The organism is Salinicoccus sediminis (genome assembly GCF_000986795.1).
Classification (GTDB): Bacteria; Bacillota; Bacilli; order Staphylococcales; family Salinicoccaceae; genus Salinicoccus; species Salinicoccus sediminis.
In genome coordinates this window covers 413200-439957 of record NZ_LAYZ01000024.1, presented here as the reverse complement: position 1 = coordinate 439957, position 26758 = coordinate 413200, and the positions used below count along the sequence as shown (strand labels likewise).

General features: G+C 52.0%; 23 protein-coding genes. 12 read left to right on the top strand and 11 right to left on the bottom strand.

Annotated elements, in window-relative coordinates:
• Window positions 1–104 precede the first annotated feature (104 nt).
• From WN59_RS10655 to WN59_RS10620, 8 genes are all read right to left on the bottom strand, one after another.
• On the bottom strand, window positions 105–878 hold the full coding sequence (locus WN59_RS10655) for an amino acid ABC transporter ATP-binding protein (protein ID WP_046517025.1): 774 nt from the start codon (window positions 876–878) through the stop codon (window positions 105–107).
• A complete protein-coding gene (locus WN59_RS10650) occupies window positions 875–1570 on the bottom strand; it encodes an amino acid ABC transporter permease (protein WP_082099260.1) in 696 nt (231 codons plus the stop codon). Before WN59_RS10650 ends, WN59_RS10655 begins: the two co-directional genes overlap by 4 nt.
• Window positions 1570–2232, bottom strand: coding sequence for an amino acid ABC transporter permease (locus WN59_RS10645; RefSeq protein ID WP_082099258.1), 663 nt, complete (start codon window positions 2230–2232; stop codon window positions 1570–1572). Before WN59_RS10645 ends, WN59_RS10650 begins: the two co-directional genes overlap by 1 nt.
• Before the next feature lie 72 nt (window positions 2233–2304).
• A complete protein-coding gene (ehuB, locus tag WN59_RS10640) occupies window positions 2305–3186 on the bottom strand; it encodes an ectoine/hydroxyectoine ABC transporter substrate-binding protein EhuB (protein ID WP_052747408.1) in 882 nt (293 codons plus the stop codon).
• Between the two features lie 321 nt (window positions 3187–3507).
• Window positions 3508–5181, bottom strand: coding sequence for a glycerol-3-phosphate dehydrogenase/oxidase (locus WN59_RS10635; RefSeq protein ID WP_156172429.1), 1674 nt, complete (start codon window positions 5179–5181; stop codon window positions 3508–3510).
• Between the two features lie 44 nt (window positions 5182–5225).
• A complete protein-coding gene (gene glpK, locus WN59_RS10630; RefSeq protein WP_046517021.1) occupies window positions 5226–6749 on the bottom strand; it encodes a glycerol kinase GlpK in 1524 nt (507 codons plus the stop codon).
• Window positions 6750–6781: 32 nt separating this feature from the next.
• Window positions 6782–7600: an MIP/aquaporin family protein gene (locus WN59_RS10625; protein ID WP_046517018.1), complete on the bottom strand. Its 819-nt coding sequence runs from the start codon at window positions 7598–7600 to the stop codon at window positions 6782–6784.
• A gap of 184 nt (window positions 7601–7784) precedes the next feature.
• Entirely contained in the window at window positions 7785–8336 is a 552-nt protein-coding gene (locus WN59_RS10620) for a glycerol-3-phosphate responsive antiterminator (protein WP_046517016.1), read from the bottom strand.
• A gap of 274 nt (window positions 8337–8610) precedes the next feature.
• Between WN59_RS10620 and WN59_RS10615 the strand changes: the two genes are divergently transcribed.
• The gene (locus tag WN59_RS10615) at window positions 8611–9687 is read left to right on the top strand and encodes an NAD(P)H-dependent flavin oxidoreductase (protein ID WP_046517014.1); all 1077 of its coding nucleotides are present in this window, start codon (window positions 8611–8613) and stop codon (window positions 9685–9687) included.
• A 333-nt stretch (window positions 9688–10020) separates the two neighbouring features.
• On the opposite strand, the gene WN59_RS10610 is transcribed toward WN59_RS10615, so the two are convergent.
• Window positions 10021–10215 carry a DUF2929 family protein gene (locus WN59_RS10610; RefSeq protein ID WP_017548026.1) on the bottom strand — a complete coding sequence of 65 codons (195 nt, stop codon included), beginning with the start codon at window positions 10213–10215 and terminating at the stop codon, window positions 10021–10023.
• Window positions 10216–10706: 491 nt separating this feature from the next.
• On the opposite strand from WN59_RS10610, the gene WN59_RS10605 reads away from it, so the two are divergent.
• The 7 genes from WN59_RS10605 (at window position 10707) to fabF (ending at window position 19259) form a co-directional block, all read left to right on the top strand.
• Window positions 10707–11747, top strand: a complete 1041-nt coding sequence (locus WN59_RS10605; RefSeq protein ID WP_046517011.1) for an ABC transporter ATP-binding protein — start codon at window positions 10707–10709, stop codon at window positions 11745–11747.
• Window positions 11747–12676: an ATP-binding cassette domain-containing protein gene (locus WN59_RS10600; RefSeq protein WP_046517009.1), complete on the top strand. Its 930-nt coding sequence runs from the start codon at window positions 11747–11749 to the stop codon at window positions 12674–12676. The genes WN59_RS10605 and WN59_RS10600 overlap by 1 nt, the downstream gene beginning before the upstream one ends.
• A 7-nt stretch (window positions 12677–12683) precedes the next feature.
• On the top strand, window positions 12684–13646 hold the full coding sequence (locus tag WN59_RS10595) for an ABC transporter permease (RefSeq protein WP_046517007.1): 963 nt from the start codon (window positions 12684–12686) through the stop codon (window positions 13644–13646).
• A gap of 13 nt (window positions 13647–13659) precedes the next feature.
• Window positions 13660–14790: an ABC transporter permease gene (locus WN59_RS10590; RefSeq protein ID WP_046517005.1), complete on the top strand. Its 1131-nt coding sequence runs from the start codon at window positions 13660–13662 to the stop codon at window positions 14788–14790.
• Between the two features lie 310 nt (window positions 14791–15100).
• Window positions 15101–16939 carry an oligopeptide ABC transporter substrate-binding protein gene (locus WN59_RS10585; protein ID WP_046517003.1) on the top strand — a complete coding sequence of 613 codons (1839 nt, stop codon included), beginning with the start codon at window positions 15101–15103 and terminating at the stop codon, window positions 16937–16939.
• A gap of 117 nt (window positions 16940–17056) precedes the next feature.
• Window positions 17057–18025, top strand: coding sequence for a beta-ketoacyl-ACP synthase III (locus tag WN59_RS10580; RefSeq protein ID WP_046517001.1), 969 nt, complete (start codon window positions 17057–17059; stop codon window positions 18023–18025).
• A complete protein-coding gene (gene fabF, locus WN59_RS10575) occupies window positions 18018–19259 on the top strand; it encodes a beta-ketoacyl-ACP synthase II (protein WP_046517000.1) in 1242 nt (413 codons plus the stop codon). Before WN59_RS10580 ends, fabF begins: the two co-directional genes overlap by 8 nt.
• 370 nt (window positions 19260–19629) lie before the next feature.
• On the opposite strand, the gene trpS is transcribed toward fabF, so the two are convergent.
• On the bottom strand, window positions 19630–20628 hold the full coding sequence (gene trpS / locus WN59_RS10570; protein WP_046516998.1) for a tryptophan--tRNA ligase: 999 nt from the start codon (window positions 20626–20628) through the stop codon (window positions 19630–19632).
• A 287-nt stretch (window positions 20629–20915) separates the two neighbouring features.
• On the opposite strand from trpS, the gene spxA reads away from it, so the two are divergent.
• The 4 genes from spxA (at window position 20916) to pepF (ending at window position 25041) form a co-directional block, all read left to right on the top strand.
• Window positions 20916–21314 carry a transcriptional regulator SpxA gene (spxA, locus tag WN59_RS10565; RefSeq protein ID WP_046516996.1) on the top strand — a complete coding sequence of 133 codons (399 nt, stop codon included), beginning with the start codon at window positions 20916–20918 and terminating at the stop codon, window positions 21312–21314.
• Between the two features lie 170 nt (window positions 21315–21484).
• The gene (gene mecA / locus WN59_RS10560; protein WP_046516994.1) at window positions 21485–22138 is read left to right on the top strand and encodes an adaptor protein MecA; all 654 of its coding nucleotides are present in this window, start codon (window positions 21485–21487) and stop codon (window positions 22136–22138) included.
• A gap of 69 nt (window positions 22139–22207) precedes the next feature.
• Window positions 22208–23167, top strand: coding sequence for a competence protein CoiA (locus tag WN59_RS10555; protein WP_046516992.1), 960 nt, complete (start codon window positions 22208–22210; stop codon window positions 23165–23167).
• 68 nt (window positions 23168–23235) lie between these two features.
• A complete protein-coding gene (gene pepF / locus WN59_RS10550) occupies window positions 23236–25041 on the top strand; it encodes an oligoendopeptidase F (RefSeq protein ID WP_046516990.1) in 1806 nt (601 codons plus the stop codon).
• Between the two features lie 917 nt (window positions 25042–25958).
• On the opposite strand, the gene WN59_RS10545 is transcribed toward pepF, so the two are convergent.
• Window positions 25959–26750, bottom strand: coding sequence for a DsbA family protein (locus WN59_RS10545; RefSeq protein WP_046516989.1), 792 nt, complete (start codon window positions 26748–26750; stop codon window positions 25959–25961).
• Window positions 26751–26758 lie beyond the last annotated feature (8 nt).

The window sequence follows — 26758 nt, the reverse complement described above, 5'->3', positions numbered from 1 at the left end:
AACCATATTTTTTCATTTAGGATACAATTTATCATTTTTTTGGAAGCAGGTGTTTTTCGCAATAAAAATCCACCCGGCCCTCTTGACCGGATGGAACTGTAATACTATTCGCCGCGGAATCTGCGCAGGAAGTCCTGCAGCCGCGGGTTGTCGGATTCGTTTATGACTTCTTCAGCGGTGCCGGATTCGGCGATTACACCTTCGTCGAGGAACAGCACCCGGTCCGCGACTTCAAGTGCGAAATCCATTTCATGCGTGACGAGCACCATCGCCATATCCTCATTATCCGCGAGGTCCCGGATGACTTCGAGCACTTCGCCGACGAGCTCGGGGTCGAGGGCGGATGTGACTTCATCGAAGAGCATGATCTTCGGCTTCATCACGAGTGCCCGTGCCATGGCGACGCGCTGTTTCTGCCCGCCTGAGAGCTGGGTCGGATACGACTCGTATTTGTCACCGAGCCCCACGCGGTCCAGCATCTGCTTCGACAGTTCCACCGCCTCGCTCTTTTTCATCTTCCTTACATTGACGAGCGGGACAACGCAGTTATCCAGTATCGTCTTATGAGGGAACAGGTTGAAGTGCTGGAACACCATGCCGATGTCATTCCGGACGATGCCGAGATGCTTTTCGCTGGCTTTCTTCATCCCTTTCCCCGATTCCATCTTCCACAGGTTCTGCCCGTCGACGATGATGTCGCCTTCCGTCGGTTCCTCGAGCGTCATCAGCAGCCGGATGATCGTCGTCTTGCCGGAGCCGCTCGGTCCGATGATGGCGATTTTCTCAGTGGGGCGGATATCCAGGTTGATCCCCTTCAGGACATGGACGTCACCGAATGATTTATGGACATCCTTATATTGAACGATCGGTTCCATTATTCTGTCACCTTCACTTTCGTATTCTTTTTGTCGAATCTGCGGTTCACCTTATCCTCGAGCTTCCTGATGAGTACGGCGGAAGGATAGCTGAGCAGGAGGAACAGCAGGGCGACGATCGTCAGCGGTTCGATGTATGACCACGTATTTGCGCCGTACGTCCTTCCCAGGCTCAGTATGCCGACCACGCCGATCGTCGCTGCGAGCGGCACTTCCTTGAACAGGATGATCAGATAGTTGCCGAGCATCGGTATGGTGGGCGGGAGTGCCTGCGGCAGCACGATTTTCATCCATGTGTCCTTCTTGGAAAAATTGAGCGCCTTTGAAGCTTCCCACTGGCCTTTATCGACACTTTCTATGCCCGAACGGTACACTTCCGCTATATAGGTCGAGAAGTGGACGCCGAGGGCGATCATCGCGGCGATGAACGGCGTGAATGATGTCCCGATATACGGCACCATCGGCCAGGCGAAGTACAGGAAGAATATCTGTACAATCGGCGGTGTCGACCGTATGAACTCACGGATCCAGTAGATTATGAAATTGAATGGCCTGAGCGGCGTCGATTCCAGAGCGAGCCAGATGAAGCCGGCGGCAAGGGCCAGCACGTAGCTTGTGAATGTCAGACCGAGTGTCACGTTTATCCCTTTTATGACGAAAGGGAACGCATCAATGAATGTTTCCCAGCTCCACATCAGCTTGCCACCCCTTTCCTGGCGATCTTCTCACCTTTTTTGGACAGCCAGATCAATGGCAGTGCAATGATGAAGTACATGATGAGCACCATCAGGTAGGCCATTGGCCCCTCCGAAAGGTTCGTCGAACGGTAGATGTCGCCGTAGTAGAGTATATCTGTGAGACCGATCAGCGATACAAGTGCGGTCCCTTTGAGTATCTGTATGGAATAGTTCCCGAATTCCGGCAGCATCAGCCTGAGCGCCTGCGGCAGGATGATGTGCCTCATGCGCTGCACCGGGCTCAGGTTCAGTGCGATGGCGGCTTCCGTCTGTCCCTTGTCCACAGCAAGGATGGAAGTCCTGACAACCTCCGACATATAGGCGCCGTAGTTCAGTCCGATGGCGATCACACCGACGATCCAGTTGCTGCCGAGGTGGATGTCAAACAGTATCGGCACTGCATAGTACAGCCAGAAAAGCTGGACGATGAGCGATGTGCCCCTGAACACTTCCACATAGAAAGCCGTAACGCCGCGGATGATGGGGTTCTTCATCATCCGTGAAAGCCCGGCGACAAAAGCCATGATATATGAAAAGAGTGCTGCTGCTAAAAAGATGCTGACTGTTGTCCAGAGACCCTGGGACAGATAGGTCAGTATGTTCAAGGCGGAATCAAACATGTGCTCCCTCCTTCATGGAAAAATGAAAAGGTCCAGTCTTTCCGAAAGGATTACTGGACCAAAGCATGAATATTAACCTTCATTTCCACCTTCACATAACTCTGCTGCTGTCATTGTGCCAGTTTCCACGCGGTTTTCCTCAGCAGTGAAACCTTCGGAATTATCCAGAATTTCATCAATTGTTCCGTCTTCCTGTAATGTTGCGAGTGCCTCGTTGTAGGCATCGCGGAGTTCTTCATCCTCCAGGTTGAATGCAGCGGCACCAAAGCTCGGGATGCCTTCGATATCAGGCTGTTCGAAGTCTTCGACGATCTCCACTGCATCGCTGCCCAGTGATTCATAGGCGGCGCGGAGCGTCGGTCCGGTTGCGGCAGCCACATCAGCGTTGCCGGATTGTACAGCTGAAAGCTGTCCCGGAATGTCGGCGACCGACATGAACTGCTCTTGATCCACGCCTTCACTTTCGAGGAATTCAAACTGTGTCGTTCCTTCCATGAGCGCTGCAGTGACATCCGGATTTTCTGCGATGTCAGCGTAGCTGTGCAGATCGTGAGGATTATCTGCAGCGACTACGAGCCCCTCACCATACTGCATCTCAGGCTCTGCAAAGAGCGCGTTTTCACATCTGTCCGGCTGAATCGCCATAGCGGCCGTGATGACATCATACTGGCCGGCCTGTACGCCCGGAATCAGTTCGCCCCAGTCCGTCAGATGGCCTTCCACGTTTTCAACACCCATTTCTTCGAATACAGCAGTCGCAATATCAATTGCCGCACCCTCGAGTTCCCCCGTTTCGGAATTTTCATATGCATAAGGCGGTTCATTGGCGAACCCGATGTTTACCGTACCGGATTCCTGAAGTTCGGCCACGCGGTCTTCACCGCCACCGCCTCCACCGCATGCGCTCAGCACAAGCGCAGCTGCGAAAGTAAGTAAAATCGAAATTTTTCTCAAAGTATTCTCCTCCTAGCAAGTATTTTTTCCTTAAATTGGAACCATCGTACACGCTCAGTATACCGAAGTAACATTCTATGTCAAATTCATGTTGAAAAGGATAAAAATGGGTTCAGAAGCGTAGAAAGGCTGCTTATTCAATGAAAAGCGCTTTGAAAAAGTAAACCTCGCCTTTATTTTACTATAGATGACAGATAATTCAAACTACTTTAGGGATAAATTGCACCTGCCTCTGATAAAAAGTTGTATAAATACACTGTGTATCGGCAGAAAAATATCCCGCGTCTCACAAAAGAAGCGCGGGATGAAAACCGGATCATTCTATTTTTCCACGACAGGGCGGGTGGCTTCAAGGTAGGAGCGGTCGAGTTCCGCTTCATACCGGAGACGCGTCTCTTCATCCCATCCCAGCATGCTGCTCATCAGTCCCATGACACCATCGCGGTATCGGTTGACTTTTTCGATCGAGAAGTACATGTCGCTGCTCCTTCTCACGAAATAGTCCGTCGGCTTATACACCATCTCATGCTGGATGGAGTAGAGCACCTGTGCGTGGACGGCAGGCGGCAGACCGTAGCGGTCCGCCGCCGTATCCTTCAGGTTGCCGGCGATTTCAAATATAATATCTGTGTTGCTGCCGTATTTTCCGGCAATTTCACGACCGTCCTCTTCCGTGAGGCCGAATGACGGGGCACGGACCGTCATCTGCTGGACGTACGTTTCAAATTTGTCACTGCCGCCGACATCACCGCCTGAAATCGGCTGGTGTTTCGTGTCGCTCGGCTTGAATTTCAGCCCGTAGTCGGATTCGAGGCGCCTGGCCACAAGATCCACGATCTCTTCTGCCATGTGGCGGTAGCCGGTCAGCTTGCCGCCTGCGATTGTAATCAGGTTGCTGTCCGCCTCCCAGATTTCGTCCTTCCTGGAAATGTCGGACGGGTCCTTGCCTTCCTCAAGGATCAGCGGCCTGAAACCGGCCCATGTGGACTCGATGCTGCTGTCGGTGAGGTCGAGGCCGGGGAACATGTGGTTCGCCGCATCCAGAAGGTAATGGCGGTCTTCCGACGTCACAGCCGGCATCTCTTTCTCATCCCTGTTGTAGAATGTATCCGTCGTACCGACATACGTCTTGCCGCTGCGCGGTATGGCGAAGATCATGCGGCCGTCCGATTCCGCATCAAAATAGACCGCCTGGCCGAGCGGGAAGTCATTCTGGTCGAACACGATATGGACCCCTTTTGAAAGCTGGAGCTGCTTTTTGCCTTTCTTCGCTTCAGGATCGTGCGAACGGACATCATCGACCCACGGGCCCGTGGCGTTTATGACACGCCGGCCAAGCAGCTGGTACTCCGTACCGTCCAGCTGGTCCTCGGCACGGATGCCGACGATCTTCCCTTTATCATAGACGAAGGCGTTAGCCTTCACATGGTTCACCGGATCGGCGCCGAATTCAGCAGCCCGCTTCATCACTTCGATCGTCATGCGCGCGTCATCCGTCTTGTATTCCACATAGTAGCCGCCGCCCTTGAGACCATCACGCCTGACCAACGGCTCTTTTTCAAGCACCTGATCAACCGACAGCATGCGGCGGCGTTCATTTTTCTTCACCTCTGCAAGCATATCGTACACGCGGAGGCCGATGCTTGTCGTGAAGTGGCCGAAAGTGCCCCCCTTATGGAAAGGCAGCAGCATCCATTCAGGCGTCGTCACGTGCGGTCCGTTCTCATAGACGATCGCACGCTCAAGCCCGGTCTCACGCACCACGCCGACCTGGAACTGCTTCAGATAGCGCAGACCCCCGTGGACAAGCTTCGTACTCCTGCTGCTCGTCCCCTCGGCGAAGTCCTGCATCTCGACCAGCGCAACCTTCATCCCGCGCTTCGATGCATCAAGGGCAATCCCGGCACCCGTGATGCCCCCTCCGATGACAACGATATCGTAATCCACTTCCTGCATATGCTCAAGCTGATCTTTCCTGGTTAATGTATTCAGCATGATGTCCCTCCTAATTTTTTTGGACAATAAAGGGCACCAGTCCTTTATTGGTTTTCGTCTTCAGTGTGTTTCGTTTTGGGTTTGAATGCCTGCGTGGCTTTTACGGCAGCCTGCCAGCCTTCGTAAAGTTCCCCGCGGCGGGCATCCTCCATCTCCGGTTTGAACTCCGTATCAGTGTCGCTGACACGCTTCAGCTCATCCGTGGATTTCCAGAAGCCGGTGGCGAGTCCTGCGAGATATGCGGAGCCGAGTGCGGTCGTCTCGATGACTTCCGGCCGTTCGACTCTCGCATTGAGCAGATCCGCCTGGAACTGCATCAGGAAGTCGTTGGCCACCGCGCCGCCGTCGACCCGGAGCGTTTCAAGGCTGATGCCGGAGTCCTTCTGCATGGCATCCAGCACATCCTTCGTCTGATAGGCGAGGGACTCGAGCGTCGCCCTGACGAAGTGCTCTTTTTCAGTGCCGCGGCTCAAGCCGAATACGGCACCGCGCGCCTCGGAATCCCAGTAGGGGGCGCCAAGGCCGGTAAAGGCCGGCACGACATAGACGCCGTCAGTCGAATCGACCCGGCTGGCATATTCCTCGGATTTCGGAGAAGAGGAGAACATGCGCAGGCCGTCGCGCAGCCACTGGATGGCGGAACCGGCAACGAATATGGAGCCTTCGAGTGCATATTTCACTTCGCCGTCCATGCCGTAGGCGATGGTCGTGAGCAGTCCGTTTTCACTGGTGATCGCCTCTGTACCGGTGTTCATGAGCAGGAAGCAGCCGGTGCCGTAAGTGTTCTTCGCATCACCTTCATTGAAGCATGTCTGCCCGAACAGCGCCGCCTGCTGGTCGCCTGCGGCACCGGCAATCGGCACGTTGCGCCCGAAGAAATGGGACTGTGTCGTTTCGCCGTACACTTCACTGGAGGATTTCACTTCCGGCAGCATGGATTTCGGCACATCCAGCTTTTCGAGCAGTTCGTCGTCCCATTTCAGTTCATGGATGTTATACATGAGTGTACGGCTCGCGTTCGTATAATCCGTGACATGCACTTTGCCTTCGGTGAAGCGCCAGATGAGCCATGTATCGATGGTGCCGAAGAGCAGGTCGCCGTTTTCCGCCTTTTCCCGCGCACCGTCCACATTATCAAGGATCCATTTCACTTTCGTTCCCGCAAAATAAGGATCGAGCAGCAGGCCTGTCTTTTTGCGGAAAACATCCTCGTAGCCCTTATCTTTCAATTCTTCACAAATATCAGCTGTCTGCCTCGACTGCCAGACAATCGCGTTATAGACAGGTTTCCCGGTGTTCTTGTCCCATACAACCGTCGTTTCACGCTGGTTCGTGATACCGATGGCTTCGACCTGTTCGGCAGAAATATCATTTTCTGTCAGGGCACCGGCGATGACGGCAAGTACCGAGCTCCAGATTTCATTTGCGTTGTGCTCCACCCAGCCGGATTCAGGGAAGTACTGTCTGAACTCCCTCTGGCTGTCCGCCACGACATTGCTGTCATGGTCAAATAGTATGGCACGGGAACTCGTCGTTCCCTGATCGATTGACATGATATACTTTTCCATGGATTTCATTCCCCTTTTCGAATTGATATGTGTTACATGAGTTTCGATGTATCTTCCTTAAGAACACTCTTATTTAGGAATACCCCGAGCAATAGAACTAAAACGGTGGCGGCAATGGTGACGATCAGGAATATGTCTGATTTTCCGGTGAACACAACGTTGTAGACAGCGGCGCCAAGTGCTCCGCCTGTCAGCGGACCGACGAACGGCACGACTGCATATTTGAAGTTGGAAATGCCTTTGCCGGGTATCGGCAGGAAGAAATGCGCAAGACGCGGACCGAAGTCACGGGCCGGGTTGATCGCATATCCCGTAGTGCCGCCGAGGGAGAGGCCGATCGCTGTAATGAGGAAACCGACGATGAGCGGGTTCAGCCCTTCGGTGAATTCATTCGCCCCGATGAAGAGAAGGCCCATCACCAGGATGAACGTACCGATGATCTCACTGGCGAAGTTTGCAACATAGTTCGGGTATGACGGTGCTGTGGAGAAAACCCCGAGTTTCGTCCCTTCATCCTCCTCAGCTTTGAAATGCGGCATGAAGTGCAGCCAGACGATGGCGGCACCAAGGAAGCCGCCTGAAATCTGTGCAATAATGTACGGGATCACTTTCGCCCATTCGAAATCACCCGCGACTGCAAAGCCGAGTGTGACAGCCGGGTTGATATGCGCCCCTGAAAACTGTCCGATGGCGTAGACGGCAAATGTAACAGCAAATCCCCAGCCGAACGCGACGACTACCCAGTCGGATCCTTTGGCGAGGGACCCCTTCAGGTTGACGTTGGCAACGACACCACACCCGAACAGGGTCAGGATGGCCGTACCAACGAATTCTGCAAGGTAAATATTCATTGCAAATCACTCCTTTGTTTGATTGAATGCGCCGATAAAACTTAAAAAAGCCCACACTCATAGCTATGTACAGCTATAAATGCGGGCTCTAAATCTCCGTGTCTTATCAACTTACTTTCTAATTTATACCATTTTGATAACGCTGTCAACTTTTTTCATCCGGGTGCGTGGAGGGATGTATGCTTTATTCATCCGCCTGCTGGCTGAACCACAGCTCCCTGTTGGAGGTCGTCACGAATTTTGCGCCGGCGGAGATTGCATTCCGGACTTCGGCCTCTGTTTCGATCAGACCGCCGGCAATCACATCAGCGTCCACTTCCCGGTTGAAGAGATGGATGACTTTGGGGACGACACCCGGCAGGATTTCAATGAGATCCGGTTCCGTCTGTCTGACGAGTTCGATGCTCTTTTCGATTGCGGATGAATCGATGACGAATATGCGGAGGACTGTCCTGAGCCCGAGACTGTTTGCTTTTTTGATCAGCCGGCCGCGCGTCGTGATGATACCCGTCGGCCTGAAACGCTGATGGATGTACTCGAGGGCGGCGATGTCAGTGGACAGTCCCCTGATCAGGTCAAGGTGCAGATAGACTTCGAATCCGTGTTTCTTCATGAAGGAGATGTGGCTCTCCAGGTGTCCGATATGGATGTCCAGGACGACACACTCCCTGTATCCGCTCCCTGTGAGTTTCTCGAAATCCTTCATCGACCGTACAGCCGGCAGTATTTTAACCATAGTGTTGCTCCATTCATTATTGATTGTAGTACTGGTCATGATAGAGGATGCGGTGCATTTTGTATAGCCGGTCCAAAAAAAGTGTATAGAAACATGTCAGTTGGGGTATAGAGTATATGGACGAAGACCAGAGCCAAACCGGAGTGCGGGCCCGGGCGGAGCAGGTCTGTATTGTGGTTCAATCGTTTATCGTGTGTCGATGCATATGATGCATATATTATAGAAGAAACTGGTCGGACCAGTGGACATGATACATACTCAGGAGGGATTCATGATGGAATCGAAAAGGGTAAGGGAGCTGCTCGGCGTGGACCGGGCCATCATACAGGCGCCTATGGCCGGCGGTATCACGACACCGGCTCTCGTGTCGGAAGTGTCGAATGCCGGCGGCCTTGGCATGATCGCCGCCGGCAGTCTCGCACCGGATGATCTGCGACGCCTGATACGTGAAACGAAAGAGATGACAGGGAGGAACTTCGGCGTCAACCTTTTCATTCCGCGGAACTTTGAAGTGGCGGACAGTGACATCGAAAATGCGCTCCGCCTGCTCCGGCCGGCGTATGATGCATTCGGACTGGAACAGAAGGCCGTCACGCCGGCCGTCCCGGGAGATATCCGTGAAAAATTCGACGGGCAGCTCGGCGTGGTCATAGAGGAGGCGGTCCCGGTCGTCTCCTTCATATTCGGTGTGCCGGATGCGGACCAGCTCAGCCGTTTGAAGTCGTCCGGCATCGTGACGCTTGCGACCGCAACCACTGCGGCGGAGGCGGCGGATATCGGGGCCGCCGGACTGGATGCGGTCGTCCTGCAGGGTGCTGAAGCCGGCGGCCACCGCGGGGCGCACCCCGGCACGTCCGAAGACAGCCTGACCGGGCTCATGTCCCTCATATCCGAGAGCGTGGAACGTGTGGATATCCCCGTCATTGCAGCCGGCGGCATCATGACCGGCAGGGAAATCGTCTCCGCCGGTGTCCTCGGCGCAGAAGGCGTGCAGATGGGCACTGCTTTCCTCGCAGTCCATGAGAGCGGGGCGCATCCGCTCCATAAAAAAATACTGACGGAATCGGCAGACATCCCGGCTGTACTGACGAAATTGTTCACCGGCCGGCCGGCGCGCGCCGTAAAGAACAGGTTCATATCGGAGTTCGGCATGTTCGAGGATGAAATGACCGCCTATCCGGTGCAGCGCAGCCTGACCCAGCCGTTCCAGGATGCCTCAAGGAGCACCGGCTCGCCCGATTATGCCATGCTGCTTGCGGGACAGGGCAAGCAGCATGCGCGCTATATGCCCGCGGCGGAACTGATCGGGGCGCTCGCTTCGGAAGTGGGCGGGCTTGGATATGACATTTAGAAAGATGTACTGAAGGCGAGCTTTACTGCTGCCCACGGTTTTATTTCTAACCGGAAAAGTATTTTAGAATGGAACCTGTTATATTCGGAAACCGGGAATTCAATCCAGAATTGCTGAGCAGGGGACGGGGGCGGCAGAAACGGCGGGAAGCGCATGCACTGAGATGTAAAAACAGAGAAAATCTATATGTCCACAGTGGGGATAATCATGAGGCCGGGCATTCCGTGCATCCACCCGGCTCCCGCTGAAGTTTCAATATTTCGATATGAAAACTGAAATGAAAGAAAAAAACCCGCAGCCAATATTGGCTGCGGGTTTAAAACGTATTAGCGGTTATGCCTGCGTTTCACTTTCCTCATCGGGATGCTTGAGCATTACATCAAAGATGGCAATCGTCGCCGTGATCAGTACTGCCAGTGCGACACCGCTCCAGAACATGTAAGGGCTGCCGCCGCCAAGACTGTTCAGGACAAAGTTCACCATCTGTGTCAGCATGAATGCCCAGATAAAGCTGATAACGTATCTCATGGTCCTGCCTCCACTGCATAAGTATATGTGTTAATGATAACTTAAAACGCTTTATATGTATAGTGGCAATCCGCATGATTGATGTATAAAAGGAAAAAGCAAACAAAATAATATTTTCACAAAATCACATTATAACCCCGGAGCTGTAAAGATTTCATTTGTAAGCGATTACAAATGTCAGAAAAAAATTCCTCCAAAGTATTGAATTGCCCTATGCAATGGTGTATATTTAACTTCTGGAAAATATGCTAAGTATTGTCACAATTCGAAAAATGGAGTTGCAAACGACAACTTCCGGAACTACAATATATATAGGATATATTGTTTTGAATTGTCCGACAACTAATGCTTATACAGTCATATGTGAAATTCTGTTATATACCGTCCGGTGCGGCAAACATCCCGGGGGGAGGGCATCACGGTTTACATAAAACGCAGAGAAGCACAAAACAAAGGGTTGCTAAGAGTAAGGAAAGAATGGGTGATTGTTAATGTCCGAGAAGTTACTTGAGGTCAATGATCTTACGACCTCATTCAAGATCAAGGGTGAGTACTATCCGGCGGTCGACCATGTGTCGTTCAGCATCAAACCAAATGAGGTGCTGGCGCTTGTGGGAGAGTCCGGATCAGGGAAGAGTGCCACGGCATTCTCACTGATGGGGCTGCATACGAAGGCCCGCATAACAGGGGAGGTCCAGTTCAGGGACAAGGAGCTGACAGCCCTCGGTACAGGCAGAATGAATAAGATACGCGGCGGGGATATGGCCATGATCTTCCAGGATCCGATGACTGCCCTGAATCCGCTGATGAAGATAAAGCAGCAGATTACGGAAACATTGAAGCTGCACGGCAAAAAATCGAAGGACGAACGTGAATCCTATGCTGTCGAACTGCTCGACAGGGTGGGGATACCCCGGCCCGAACGGGTTGCGGAAGCATTCCCACACGAACTCTCCGGCGGTATGCGCCAGCGTGTCGTCATCGCGATCGCCATCGCCAACAGGCCGAAGCTCCTGATTGCCGATGAACCGACGACTGCACTGGATGTGACGATCCAGGCGCAGATACTGGATCTGATACGTGAACTGCAGGACGACCTGGGCTCAGGCGTCCTCCTGATCACGCATGACCTGGGTGTTGTGGCAGAAATGGCAGACAGGGTGGCTGTGATGTACGCCGGGCAGATTGTGGAGATCGCTCCGGTGCGTGAGCTGTTCAAGAATCCCAAGCATCCTTACACGCGCTCGCTGCTGAATTCCCTGCCGTCCGAAGACATGCTCGGCAGCAGGCTGCATGTGATCGAAGGTGTCGTCCCGCCGCTTGACAAGATGGACAGGACAGGCTGCAGGTTCGCACCGCGCATTCCGTGGGTGCCTGCATCGGCGCATGAAGACAATCCGGAGCTCCGGGAAATTTCAGATGACCACTTTGTGAGATGCACATGCTACAGGGACTTCCATCTGAACAATGAAGGGGACGCCCCGGCGTCAGCGGATGCAGCAATGGAAACTGGTACCGGAGGTAGAGCCTGATGACACTGCTTGAGATAAAGGACCTTAAAGTGCATTACCCGATCAAGGGCGGATTTTTCAATACAGTAAAAGATCATGTCAAAGCGGTCGACGGGGTGAGCATCAAAATTCCCGAAGGGACGACATACGGCCTCGTCGGCGAGTCCGGTTCGGGCAAGACCACGACCGGCAAGGCTGTGATGGGGCTGAACCCCATCACGGCAGGGGATATCCTGTTCGACGGCAGGAAGCTGAATGCATCCGGAAAGAAAGTGGATGTCCGGGATGACATCCAGATGATCTTCCAGGATCCGTACTCTTCGCTCAACGCACGTAAGCGTGTATTCGATATCGTTGCCGAGCCGATCCGGAACTATCACAGGAAGCCGAAAAATGAACTGGCGGAGGAAGTGCTCACGCTTCTCGACCGCGTAGGGCTCCCGAGGGATGCCCTGTACAAATATCCGCATGAGTTTTCAGGCGGCCAGCGCCAGCGGATCGGGGTGGCAAGGGCGATTGCGCTGAACCCGAAGCTGATCATCGCCGATGAGCCGGTCTCTGCACTGGACGTGTCCGTCCAGGCACAGGTGCTCAACTTCATGCAGGAGATACAGAAGGATATGAACCTCACTATGATGTTCATCGCCCATGACCTCGGTGTCGTCCGGCACATGTGCCAGCATATCGGCATCATGTACCAGGGGCGTCTCGTGGAGGAGGGGACTGCCGAGGATATATTCTCAAACCCCCAGCACATATATACGAAACGTCTGATTGCAGCCATTCCTGATACGAACGTGGATAAAATTGAGCGTAACCTGGAAGTGAGGCAGACGGTCAAGACGGAATATGACCAGAACTTCTCAGACTCCCTCGACGATGAGGGAAGGGCGTTCCCACTGCAATCCATTTCGGAGACGCACAGAGTTGCGCTCCCGGTGAAAGGTTGATGAACTTATGCTGAAATTTACACTCAGACGTCTGCTGGTCACATTCCCGCAGCTGGTCGTGCTCAGTGTCCTCGTATTCATCATGGGCTCCATGATGCCCGGGGATGCACTGTCCGGCCTGATCGATCCGACGATTCCGAGAGAGGCGATCGAAGCGCGGCGTGAAGCGCTCGGCCTCAACAACCCATGGTATATCCAGTACAGAGACTGGGTGTTCGCGATGTTCCAGGGTGATTTCGGGAACTCCATCTTCCACCAGCGGCCGGTGCTCGATGTCATCGGCGACAGGCTGATGAACACGATCTGGCTGTCACTGTTCTCGACCGTCCTGATCTATCTGCTCGGCCTGCCGCTCGGACTTGTCTCCGGGCGCTACAATGACTCACTGCTTGATACGACGATCACGGGGTATACATACCTTGGTTTCGCGACACCGCAGTTCATTTTCGGGCTGGTCATCCTGTGGATCTTCGGCTACAACCTGAACTGGTTCCCGACCGGCGGTTCGGTCGGGCCCGGCATAGAACCGGGGACGCTCGACTTCGTACTCAGCAAGATCAATCATCTGGTGCTGCCGAGTTTCGCCATTGCGCTGATCGGGCTGGTGGGTACGGTCCAGTACCTCAGAAGCGGCATCATTGAAACGAAACAGAAAGATTTCATCGTCCTGGCACGGGCCAAAGGCGTGAAGGAGTCTTCCGTATACAGCAGGCATATATTCAGAAATTCCATACTTCCGATTGCGGCTTTCTTCGGTTATGAAATCGTGGCACTGCTCGGCGGTTCCATCTTTATAGAAATGATCTACAGCTACCCGGGCATGGGCAGGCTGTTCCTGGATTCCATATCGACACGTGACTTCAGTGTGGCGAACATCCTGATCCTGTTCTACGGGTTCATGGCAATCGTCGGCGCACTGCTGTCCGATATCATTCTGAGCATCGTGGATCCAAGGATACGGATCAAGTAAGGGGGCGGAAAAAATGGATAATAAATATAACAACGGCAGGCTGGGCCGGGAACATGAAGAGGAAAATACAGAAGGGATGAGCGAGCAGGAGCGCATGCGCCGCCGGGAAGAACTGGACGACCGCGCATCGGCAAGCGACGGCAGGCCGAGAAGCGGAGATCCGTTCGAGGCCAGAAGCAGGGACACCCACAGGTATGAAAAAGGGGACATGGACATGAGCGTCAAGGCGGACCTCCCGCACGGCGCTTCCGGCCATGGGGCCCTGGATTCAAAAAACCTGCCGAAAAGTACACCGGGCTGGCGGATTCTGATCCAGGAACTTATTGCGGATAAGCTTGCGCTGTTCTCACTCATCATATTCGTCCTGATCACTTCATACGTCTTCGGACTTACGATGTTCCTCGACCGCCAGACGATTGTCGCGGTGGACCTGTTCGCCATCAACGAACCGCCGAATGAAGAATTCAGGCTGGGGACGGACTACGGCGGCCGTGACATATTCGGCCAGCTGATCATCGGTACAAGGAACTCCCTTGCAATCGGTATTCTGGTCACCGCGATGAGCGTCGGGTTCGGCATCGCCTACGGGGTCGTATCCGGCTACTTCGGCGGTCAGATCGACAACATGATGATGCGTGTCGTGGACTTCTTCATGGTGCTTCCGTTCCTCATGGTCATCATCGTTTTCGTAACGATTTCACCATCTTATAATATTTTCACCTTCTCGCTCATCATGGCGGCATTCCTGTGGACGGGTACAGCAAGGCTTGTACGCTCACTTGCCATACAGGAGAAGGAACTGGATTACATCAATGCATCGAGGACGATGGGAAGCTCCCATCTCAAAATAGTATTCACACAGATGATGCCGAACCTCATCGGAATCATCATCGTCAACAGTACATTGTCACTGGCTGCGAACATTGGCATCGAATCCGGCCTGTCATTCATCGGCTTCGGATTCCCTGAGGATTATCCATCGCTCGGGACGCTGATGGCATATGCGACGAACTCGCAGACGCTCCAGCACAGATGGTGGATCTGGGTGCCTGCAGCGGTGCTGATCCTGCTGATGATGCTGTGTGTGCGTAACATCGGCGAGGCACTCCGCCGCGCAGGTGACGCAAGGCAGAGACAGGCATAATTTCAGGCGAATTCCGTGTCATGATTCATGAAACGGAATTCCGCTTTTAAAATTTTTATAATCGCTTTCAATGAAACCGTTGGAAGCCGTAAGTCCATGTATAATAGAACCATAAAAATACAATTTCTGGTTGAATTTTCTTGAAAAAGCGATTGATATTTCAGATAATTGTGATAATATTATGCATATACATACTTACATATTCAACTTAGGGGCATAATATTTACTAGTTTTTGGTACTAAGTTTCAGTTTACCGCTGAACTTAAGTATATATATCAGTTTAAATATTATTTTGGGGGAGGAAATATTATGACTAAATATTCGTGGTCGAAGCTGATGTTCTTCATGACGCTGATCATGGTATTGGCGCTTGCGGCATGCGGCGGCGGTTCATCCGAAGAAGCAGAATCGGATGAAGGCTCCGGAGAATCAGGCGGCGAGGAAGGCTCTGAAGGCGGTGAAGATTCGGCTTCAGGAGAGGATATCTACAACTATGAGGACTACAATACAGTGGTTGCCAACGATGCAGAACCGACTGGGGAAGGCACCCTGAAAGTGGGGCTTACGTCTGATACTCCGTTCGAAGGTACGCTCAACTTCAACTTGTATCAGGGGAATCCGGACTTCGAGGTAATCAGTCTCTTTGACGAGCCTGTGTTCACGATGGACGAGGATTTCCAGTATACCAATGACGGGGCAATGCAGTATGAAGTGAACGAAGAGGACAGCACAATCACATTCACTTTGCAGGAAGGCGTAAAATGGCATGACGGTGAAGAGATGACGATCGAGGATTATGTTTATTCGTATGAAGTCATCGGCCATCCTGACTATCCGGGAATACGCGGTGCCACTGACGGATTCACGCTGCTCGAAGGATACAATGAATACAAAGCAGGGGAAGCGGATGAAATCTCCGGCATCGAAGTGGTAGATGATTATACTGCAGTATTCACGTACACTGAACTGGCACCTTCACTGACCAACGGCGGAATCTGGGCATACGCCATGCCGGAGCACCACTACGAGGGTGTAGAGATTGCAGATATGGCGGAAGCACCCCAGACACGCGAAAACCCGCTCGGTTTCGGACCATACAAAGTGGAATCCATCACACCGGGAGAAGCGGTTGTCATGACGAAATTCGAGGACTACTGGAGAGGCGAGCCGCAGCTTGACGGCATTGAGCTTTCAGTCGTGTCACCGTCCTCCATAGCAAATGCCATGGAAACGGGTGAAACGGATGTCGCCATCAACTTCCCGACGGACCAGTTCCCGGATGTCTCAGAGATGGAAGGCGTGGAATGGCTTGCAAACATTGAAGGTTCCTACACTTACATCGGCTTCAAACTCGGTGAATGGAACGAAGAGGAAGGCCGCGTTGATTACAAACCGGAAGAGATGAAGATGGGCGACAAGGAACTCCGCCGCGCAATGTGGTATGCAATGGATAATGATGCAGTCGGAAACCGTTTCTACAACGGTCTGCGCTGGAAGGCGACGACTCTGATTACACCGTATCATGAAGCATGGCACAATGAAGATGTCGAAGTGCCTGACTACGATCCTGAAAAAGCAAAACAGATCCTTGATGAAGCTGGATACGAAGACACAGACGGTGACGGATTCCGTGAAGATCCGGACGGCGAGCCGCTTGAAATCAACTTTGCATCCATGTCCGGCGGTGACATCGCTGAACCGCTGACCAACTACTACATCCAGGCGTGGAAGGAAATCGGCCTGAATGTACAGCTGACAAACGGACGCCTGATCGAGTTCAACACATTCTATGACATGGTTGAAAACGATGATGAGGCAATCGACATCTACCAGGGAGCATGGGGTGTAGGTTCCGATGTGGATCCATACGGCCTGTATGGTCCGGATGTACCATTCAACTACCCGCGCTATGCAACTGAAGAGAGCACGGAACTCATGGAAAGAGGTAACTCAGAGGAAGCGCTCGATGTTGAGACAAGGCAGGATATATACAACGAATGGCAGGAACTCATGGTTGAGGAGATGCCTGTAATTCCGACACTCTACAGATCCGAAGTTGAACCTGTGAACGAAAGGGTTGTAAACTACGGTATCGAAATCGGCCACAATGAAGAGACACTGCCTTACCAGTGGGGTGTAAGCGAGTAATCGCACTTCATGGAAGCGCCTATGCAAAACTGCATAGGTGCTTTTTTTATTGTGAAAACCCTCTGTTTGTGATAAATTAGTACCTAGTTATAATATGAGATTATAAGGTGTGGTCAAATGAATAATGTAGGTGTTCTGGGTCTTGGAACCTATGTACCCGAGAAAGTGTTTACGAACGAAGACTTCGAAAAGATATTGGATACATCCGATGAATGGATCACAGAGATGACTGGTATAAAAGAGCGGCGTTTTGCCGAAGATGATATGGATACGAGTGATCTTGCATACGAAGCGGCGAAAGAGGCAATCGACAATTCCGGCGTCGCCAAAGAGGATATAGACCTCGTGATCGTTGCCACTTCCACCGGGGACATGCAGTTTCCGACGGTCGCAACGATACTCCAGGAAAGGCTGGGGCTGCGGAATGTTCCCTCCATGGACCAGCTCGCAGCATGCACCGGTTTCATATACGGCGTCGTAACAGGTGCGCAGTTCATCCAGACGGGAACGTATAGGCATGTGCTTGTCGTCGGTGCGGACAAGCTGACTAAGATCACCGACTTCAGCGACCGTTCGACGGCGGTTTTATTCGGCGACGGGGCCGGTGCAGTCGTGCTCGGGGAAGTGGAAGAGGAGTACGGTATAAAATCCTTCGATCTCGGCAGCAACGGACAGGGCGGCCCATATCTCTACGGTGATGAGAGTGACGGCGGCAACATCCGCATGAACGGCCGCGAAGTGTTCAAATTCGCCGTGCGCCAGATGGGCGAATCGAGCATCATTGTGACTGAGAAGGCGGGATTGTCGACAGATGACATCGACCGCCTCGTGCCGCACCAGGCAAATATCCGCATCATGAATGCGGCGCGCGAGCGCATGGATCTGCCGCCGGAGAAAATGAGTTCGACGGTGGATAAATACGGCAATACTTCTGCTGCATCCATACCACTTAGTATCCATCACGACGTGAAAAATGGTAGAATAAAATCAGGAGACAACCTTATTTTAGTCGGCTTCGGCGGCGGACTCACGTGGGGTTCAATCTGTCTGACCTGGGGAAGCAATAAGGAGGAGACACATGGATAAAAGAAGAGTAGTAGTTACAGGGGTCGGTGCGCTCACACCTATCGGAAATACAGCGCCCGACACTTGGAAGAATGCACTGAATGGTGTAAATGGTATAGGCAAGATCACCCGTATTGATAACAGTGATTACAATATTCATGTTGCCGGTGAACTTAAAGACTTCAATGTTGAAGACTATATGGATAAGAAGGAAGCGCGCCGCATGGACCGCTTCACCCAATACGCGATGGTGGCTGCGGATGAAGCAGTTGCCGACAGCGGACTTGAGATAAATGATGACAACGCTGAGCGCATCGGTGTATGGATAGGCTCCGGCATCGGCGGCATCCAGGCACTCGAAGACGGCTTCAAAGTGCTTTACGAGCGCGGACCGCGCCGCGTGAGCCCGTTCTTCGTACCGATGATGATTCCGGATATGGCCAGCGGCCAGGTATCCATCAAGCACGGTGCAAAAGGCCCGAACGGCGCAACGGTGACAGCATGTGCGACAGGCACGAACTCGATCGGCGAAGCATTCAAGTTCATCGCAAGAGGCCAGGCTGACGCCATGATCACGGGCGGAACAGAAGCGCCGATCACAAGGATGGGCGTTGCCGGTTTCCAGGCAAACAAGGCACTCTCGACTGCGGAAGACCCGGATAAGGCATCCCGCCCGTATTCGGCAGACCGTGACGGTTTCGTAATCGGGGAAGGCTCCGGCATCGTCATGCTCGAGGAACTCGAGCACGCCAAAGCACGCGGTGCGAAAATCTATGCTGAGATCGTCGGCTACGGCTCAACAGGAGATGCGCACCATATCACAGCTCCGGCAGAAGATGGCGAAGGCGGTGCACGCGCGATGAGAGAAGCGCTGAAAGACGGCGGCATCGACCCTGATGAAGTCGGCTATGTCAACGGACACGGCACGAGCACACCGTACAATGACCTGTTCGAGACAAAGGCGATCAAGACAGTGTTCGGCGATCATGCATACAAAATGGCTGTCAACTCGACGAAATCCATGACAGGCCACCTTCTCGGCGGCGGCGGCGGAATGGAACTCATCATCACCGCATTCAGCCTGAGAGACGGCAAAGTCCATCCGACCATCGGGCTCGAGAACCCCGACCCCGACTGCGACCTGAACTACGTGCCGGACGGAGCCATCGAGCGCGACCTGAAATACGCCATCACGAACAGCCTCGGCTTCGGCGGCCACAACGCCACACTACTATTGAAGAAATACGAAGACTGATATATGTGATGACACCCCCATCCGCCGCGGCGGATGGGGGTGTTTTTGGGCGGCGCTGATGGGAACCGAGGCCGCTAATATCATCAGGGCGGCCCGTTTACAGCGGATGGCGGACACCGCGCAATCCGCCGTGTCCGCCATCGTGCTTTCCCGGACACCGCGCAATCCGCCGTGTCCGCCATCGTGCTTTCCCGGACACCGCGACATCGGCCGTGTCCGCCATCGTGCTTTTCCGGACACCGCGACATCGGCCGTGTCCGCCATCGTGCTTTTCCGGACACCGCGCAATCTGCCGTGTCCGCCGACCGGTCGCACTCTACCAAAAAAAACGCACTCACGACCGGTGAGTGCGTCCGCATATATACCAATATTACTTCCTCTTGCGCCCGAGTCCCATCGCGCGCTCCATCTTTTCTACCATCCTGTCTGCTTTTCTTGCCGCGCGCTCTGCGCCTCTGTCGAGGATGTCGTCGAGGGCGCCGCTCTCGAGGTAATGGTTGACCCTGTCCTGGAATCTGGCGAGGAATGCTTCGACGACTTCGCCGAGGTCTGTCTTGAATTCGCCGTAGCTTTTGCCGTCGTAGTCGAGTTCGAGGTCTGACACGCTCCTGTCGGTCAGGCTGGAGTAGATGTCCAGCAGATTGGAGATGCCCGGCTTTTCTTCCTTGTCATAGCGGATTTCACTGCCTGAATCCGTGACGGCGCTGCGGATCTTCTTCGCAGCGGCTTTTGGATCGTCGAGGAGAGATATATAGCCCTTCTGGTTGTCGTCACTCTTCGACATTTTCTTCGTCGGATCGTTCAGGCTCATGATGCGCCCGCCGGTTTCAGGGTGTTTGACTTCCGGAACGGTCAAGATGTCGTTGTATTTGGCATTGAAGCGTTCTGCAAGTGTGCGGGTGAGCTCAAGGTGCTGCCCCTGGTCTTCGCCGACCGGTACGACGTCCGCGCTGTAGATCAGAATATCGGCAGCCATCAGTGAAGGGTATGTGAGCAGGCCGACGCTGATGCCCTCTTTCTGGTTCTGCCTGCGCGCCTTGTCCTTGTACTGGGTCATCCGCTCGAGCTCTCCGATGTACCCGACGCACTGCAGCATCCATGCGGCTTTGGCGTGTGCCGCGACTTCACTCTGGATGAAAAGCGTGATCTTTTCGGGATCGAGCCCCGAAGCGAGGTAGATTGCTGCGAGTTTCTTCGTATTTTCACGCAGTTTGAGCCTGTCCTGGGGCACGGTTATCGCATGCTGGTCGACGATGCAGAAATATGAATCGTATTCATGCTGCATTTCGACGAACTGCTTATACGCCCCGATATAGTTCCCAATAGTCGGGATGCCGCTGGGCTGGACACCCGAGAATAATGTTTTCATGTCGTAATCACCTTTTGTTATGTCATTATTTATATGATAATAAACTTCCTGATTCCTTGCAATAACGGTGCAGATGGTACCATCTTCAAAATATCTTAACAATTTTCTTTAAATTTTGCGAGATTATTAGAGTTTTCTCATTTTATTTTAATGTTCAGGGGTTATAATTATAACTGTAAATAAGTCATACAAACGTTTTAAGTTAAATCATACTTATCTGGTTTATGTTTTAACTGTACGGGTACAGACTACTATTACAAATCTTTTGAAATTGGAGTGTGAGCGACATGGTAACACTTTTTACTTCTCCAAGCTGCACATCATGCCGTAAAGCAAAAGCATGGTTACAAGAAAACGATATTCCCTATACTGAAAGAAATATATTCTCTGAACCACTGACACTTGATGAAGTGAAGTCCATTCTAAGAATGACTGAAGATGGTACGGATGAGATTATTTCCACAAGATCTAAAACTTTCCAAAAACTTGATGTAGATATCGACAGTCTGCCTATGCATGAACTGTACACATTGATTATGGAGAATCCGGGGCTTCTCAGAAGACCGATCATCATGGATGACAAACGTCTGCAGGTGGGATACAACGAAGATGAAATTCGCCGTTTCCTCCCGAGGACTGTAAGGACGTTCCATCTTAAAGAGGCAAAACGTTTAGCTGAAATGTAAGTTTCTTCCCTTAAACTGATATATTACTTACGTTGGAGACACCTGCGGATATCTTGATATCCGCAGGTGTTTTGGCGTATAATGGGTTACAATTCCAAAATTGGTATTACCCTGAGTTTATGGGGTATAATATATATAGAAGCCATTCTCGGTGAAAAGGAGTGAGAAGGATGAGAATTGAAAGAGTGAATGATTCGACGATCAAGTTTTTCATAACCTATCAGGATATCGAAAAACGCGGCTTTGACCGGGACGATCTCTGGATGAACCGAAAACGCGGCGAAGAATTCTTCTGGTCGATCATGGATGAAGTGAACCATGAGCAGGAAGACGACTTTACGATGGAAGGCCCGCTCTGGATCCAGGTGCACGCCTACGACAAAGGAGTGGAAGTTGTAGTTTCCAAGTCACGTGATGAAGACGATCCTTTCTCAATGGAGCAGACGCCTATGAATATAAATAACAATGATATAGAAAACTTCCTTGATGGGGCGGCGCAGGACAACAAGGAGACAGTTCCGGTGACGAAGGAACCTGTGATGGTCCATTTCGATGATATAGAAGACCTGATCAAGTATACCCACGAAGTTGAACTGGATGAAACACAGTATGAAGATCTGCTGTTCACGTACGGCGGCAAGTATTATTATCAGATCTTCTTCGACTATCGCCTGGATTATATGGATATCGAGCGTGTCGAAGCGAAGCTGCTCGAGTACAGCACCCCGGCGGAAATTGCTTCAATGGTGATAGAGGAATACGGCACGATCATCATGAGCAGCAACGTCAGGGCTCAGGTAAGAAAATATTTTAAAGTAAAATAATTTATCTGACAGAAAAAATAATCAAAAACCTCTTTTTCTAGCATATATATAGAAAAGGAGGTTTTTTATATGTTTTTAGCATTGGACGAAAACGGCAGCCAGATCACAGCGGCGGATGCAGTGAAGAACAGGAAGTACTTCTGTCCTGTCTGCGATGCTCCTGTCACCTTCAAGTCGGGGAATATCAAACTGCCTCACTTCTCACATCACAGAATACTGGACTGCATCCGGTATCTCTACAAGAAAGAGTCGATGGAGCATCTGCAGGCAAAGCATGACCTGTATCTGAAATTGAGGGCAACCGCCGCAGTTGCCATGGAGTACTATCTGCCCGCCATCGAACAGATCCCGGACCTTCTGGTGGACGGCAGGCTCGCATTGGAAGTGCAGTTCTCCACCATCTCGGCCGAGCTGATCGCCGAACGGTCGAAAGGGTATCATTCGCTCGGCATGGAAGTCATCTGGCTGCTTGACGAAGAGAGCATCCGCATGGAATCGGACAGGTGCATGCCGACGAATTTCCAGCTGTCGACCCAGTATATGAGGTCTTTATTCACCTATAATGTGAAAACCAAAAAAATCCACAGGATCATGCTCCATCACAACCACGGCTGCGGCAGGTGGTCTTATGTGAAGCGCGAGACCGGTTCGCCAGGACTCCTTGCGATAAAGTCCTTCCACCCGCAGCAGATGAGGCAGCTGACCCGGCGCGAGACAAGACAGATGATCCAGCGGGAAAGACAGCAGCGGAGTGTGCTGAATCCTACATTGTCTTTCATGTATCATCTGGGGCTGGATGACACAAAGATCCCGCCCTATCTAAGCTGGACGATTGAGGCGGAGCGGTGGATACTGAACCCGCCGCTTGAGTGGAAGCTGTTTCTGTATCATCATCTGCAGGAGGGCACATTCCATATGGATGTGTTCGAACGGTTCATACGCATGCGCACCGTGCAGGACGCGCCGTCGAAGCAGCAGGTGATGAAGGAACTGCTGCACGGCTACTATATGTTATATAATTCACAATAAGTTTCGGCACTTGAAATTCCTTTCAAATATTGAGAAAATTATATTATCTTGATACTGGAGGGGTAAGAATGGCAAAAGTCATTACAAGGGATGAACAGCAGACAGAAAACACGTGGGATCTGACGACGATTTTCGAGTCGGACGAAGCGTTTGAACAGAAATATAAAGCGCTTGGGGAACGTCTCGGCGAAGAGGAGAAATTCAAAGGATCGATCGATTCCGCGGACTCGCTCGCAGAGGCCCTGGAGACGGAGCGGGAAATCGACATCGAAGTCAGCAAACTTTACGTCTACGCCCATCTGAAGCATGACCAGGACACATCGGATGATACGTACAGCGCGATGGAGTCGAAAGCAAGGACGCTTGCCGTCAAATTCAGCACGGCCTGGAGTTTCCTCGTCCCGGAAATCATGAATATTGATGAGTCGGAACTGAAATCATGGATGGAGGACGGACGTCTGTCCGAATTCGCCTTCGACCTTGAGAAACTGAATGCTAAGCGCGCCCATGTACTGAGCGACAAAGAGGAAAAACTCATGGCCCAGGCCGGGGAAGTCCTGTCGGGACCGTCGTCCACTTACGGCATGTTCAACAATGCGGATCTCGAATTCCCCGATGCGGTCGATTCAGAGGGCAATGAACATACCCTCACACAGGGGACATACATCGATCTGCTCAAGTCACCGGACCGTGAACTGCGCAGATCCGCCTATGAAAATCTGTATGCGAAATACGGCGATTTCAAAAATACGCTGAGCCAGACGCTGCAGGGCGTCGTCAACACGCACGTGTTCCAGGCACAGGCGAGAGGCTATGATTCGGCGCGGCATCACGCGCTCTCCAATAACTTTATCCCCGAAAAAGTGTACGATCAGCTGGTGGAGACGGTGAACAGGAATCTTCACCTCATGCACCGCTACACTGAGCTCCGCAAGCGGCTGCTCGGCCTGGATGAGCTCAGGATGTACGATGTCTATGTGCCGATGGTGGGCGACATCGATTTCGAGATGAGCTACGAAGAGGCGAAGGAATGGATGCTGAAGTCACTCGAGCCGATGGGTGAGGAATATGTCGGCATCATCCGCGAAGGACTGGAGAACCGCTGGGTCGATATCTACGAGAATAAAGGGAAGAGAAGCGGCGCGTATTCCTCCGGCACATACGGCACAAATCCGTTCATACTGATGAACTGGCAGGATAACGTGAACAATCTGTTCACACTGACGCACGAGTTCGGTCACAGTGTGCACAGCTACTACAGCCGCCAGAACCAGCCGTCGAACCTGTCCGGCTATTCCATTTTCGTAGCGGAAGTGGCGAGCAACTTCAACGAGGCGCTGCTCGCTGATTACATGTTCAAAAATCTCGAGGACAACAGGAAGAAACTCTATCTTCTGAACGAACAGCTCGAAGGCTTCAAGGGCTCCGTCTTCAGACAGACGATGTTCGCAGAATTCGAACACAAGATCCATTCCATGAAAGAGGCGGGAGAGCCGCTCACGGCAGGGGGTCTCAATGAGATCTACGGAGAGTTGAACCGCAAGTACTTCGGGGATGCGGTGGAATACGACGACTACATCGATGTGGAGTGGGCGAGAATCCCGCATTTCTACATGAACTATTACGTGTACCAGTATTCCACAGGGTATGCCGCCGCAGCCAGCCTGTCTAAACAGGTGCTCGAAGAGGGCAGCGAAACTGCAGAGCGGTACGTCAGGGAGTTCCTGAAAAAAGGCTCCTCCGACTATCCGATCGAAGTGCTGAAAAACGCAGGCGTCGACATGACCACATCCGAGCCGGTGGAAAACGCGATGAAAGTGTTCGAAAGCCAGCTCGACCAGTTCGAAGTGCTGCTTGAAGAGACAGGATTGTAAAATACGGGCAGGCAGATCCGAATAACGGATCTGCCTTTTTGATGTTCAGTTTAATGGATGAACTGAATGTGTATGTCTTTGGAAGACCCGGCTCCAGCAGGATGTATTTTTATAAATATGACTGCGTATATATTAACCGGGGAGGCCATAAGTAAAAGGAATGGGCGGTGATCAATCTCTCTTATGATGTATTATTACATTGGAGGGCAGAAGGAATTGGTCAAAGATCGGAGAAGAAATTTTTCTGACGAAACGGGTATAAACCGCATGAATTCAATATTTTTTCAAGTTATTGAAGGTCAGGATGGAAAATAATTTTGTGAATACGTTTTCATTATGTCAGTATTGTGAAAAGTAGTTCAAACTGTTGCATAACCTTGTTGACCATGATATAGTTTAGACATGAAATTTTTATCACTGAAACATACCCCTTTGTTAAAACAGTGAGAAATTTCTCCCATCCCCTTTGTTTGAGCAGCACACTACAGAAGGTGTGCTGCTTTTTTATTTTTGATTAGATCTTTCTGTATAACGATTGCGCATGGCGCAGTCAAAATCCAAAATGACGATATGAGGCAGGCCCGGTCGGGTCTGCCTATTTTATGTCCGGCCATCCTCCTGGTGAGTCGAAAGGGCAGAAAAGCAACGGGAGAGTGTCTGCTGAGGTATCTGATACTGCCCGCACTCGCCATTTAATTCCGGTATCAGAGAAGGAGAACCCCGTTGCCGGACATGGCGATTTCTACGGTGTCCGGAAACGGTCTTTGGCGGACATGGCGACTTCTGCGGTGTCCGACAAAGGGCGCGTATGGACATCGTCGCCCCGGACGACGTCCGCATCCCGCAGAAAACGCAAAAAACCGGCCCGCAGGCCGGTTCCCAATATCCCTATATTCCAACATCCAATACAATTAATACTATTTTCCGAGACTCGACGTTCCCCCGAATATCTGGTAATAGATGCCTTCGTCGGTCTCTACCTCTTCGATCAGGCGCTGCAGCCGCAGCTTTTTCAATTCGTTCAGCAACAGCCCGCTGCGCCATTCGAATACTGTTTTCAGTTCGTGGAAGCTGACGACTTCGAATGATTCGATGTAGTCATGGATGCTCGGAAGCTGATGTTTCTCTATCTCTGCATCGACAAGCTCGTTGATGATATATGTGTATATATGGTAGGGGTAGACGCCCTCCACCTTTACGCCTTCAGCATGCACGTCGCCTGAGAAGAAGACCATGGCGGGCAGTGTGTCGACGTCCATCTCACGGTAGACGGAGAGATCGCGGCGGAGCATTGTCCTCACGGCTTCGGAGCGCGCGTCGCTGAAAAATGAGGATATATCAAGACCGGCGAGACGCGCGCTCGCCTCCATGTGCTCGACAGTGCAGATGCTGCGCGTCGGTGCGATGCGGTTCAGCACGTAGCGGATGAAGGCGCGCGCCTTGTTGCGCCCCTGTATTTCGGCCGCCTTGTAGGCGAGTGCTATGTTATCGATGTCCGATGTGGATTGTGCCTGGCACTTGGTCAGGACATTCAGTGACGGTGCAAGTATCTTGGTGATGGAAACGTGTCCACGATATTCGATCAGAAGCTTGTTGATGATGGGTTCCATCTCGCGGCAGCTTTCTGAAAATGGGTCGAAAAAGTAGAAAATCTCAACATGGCGGGTTGTCGGCTCTAGTACAAGTGACTGTTCGCGGGAATTATTCATGTCCTCAC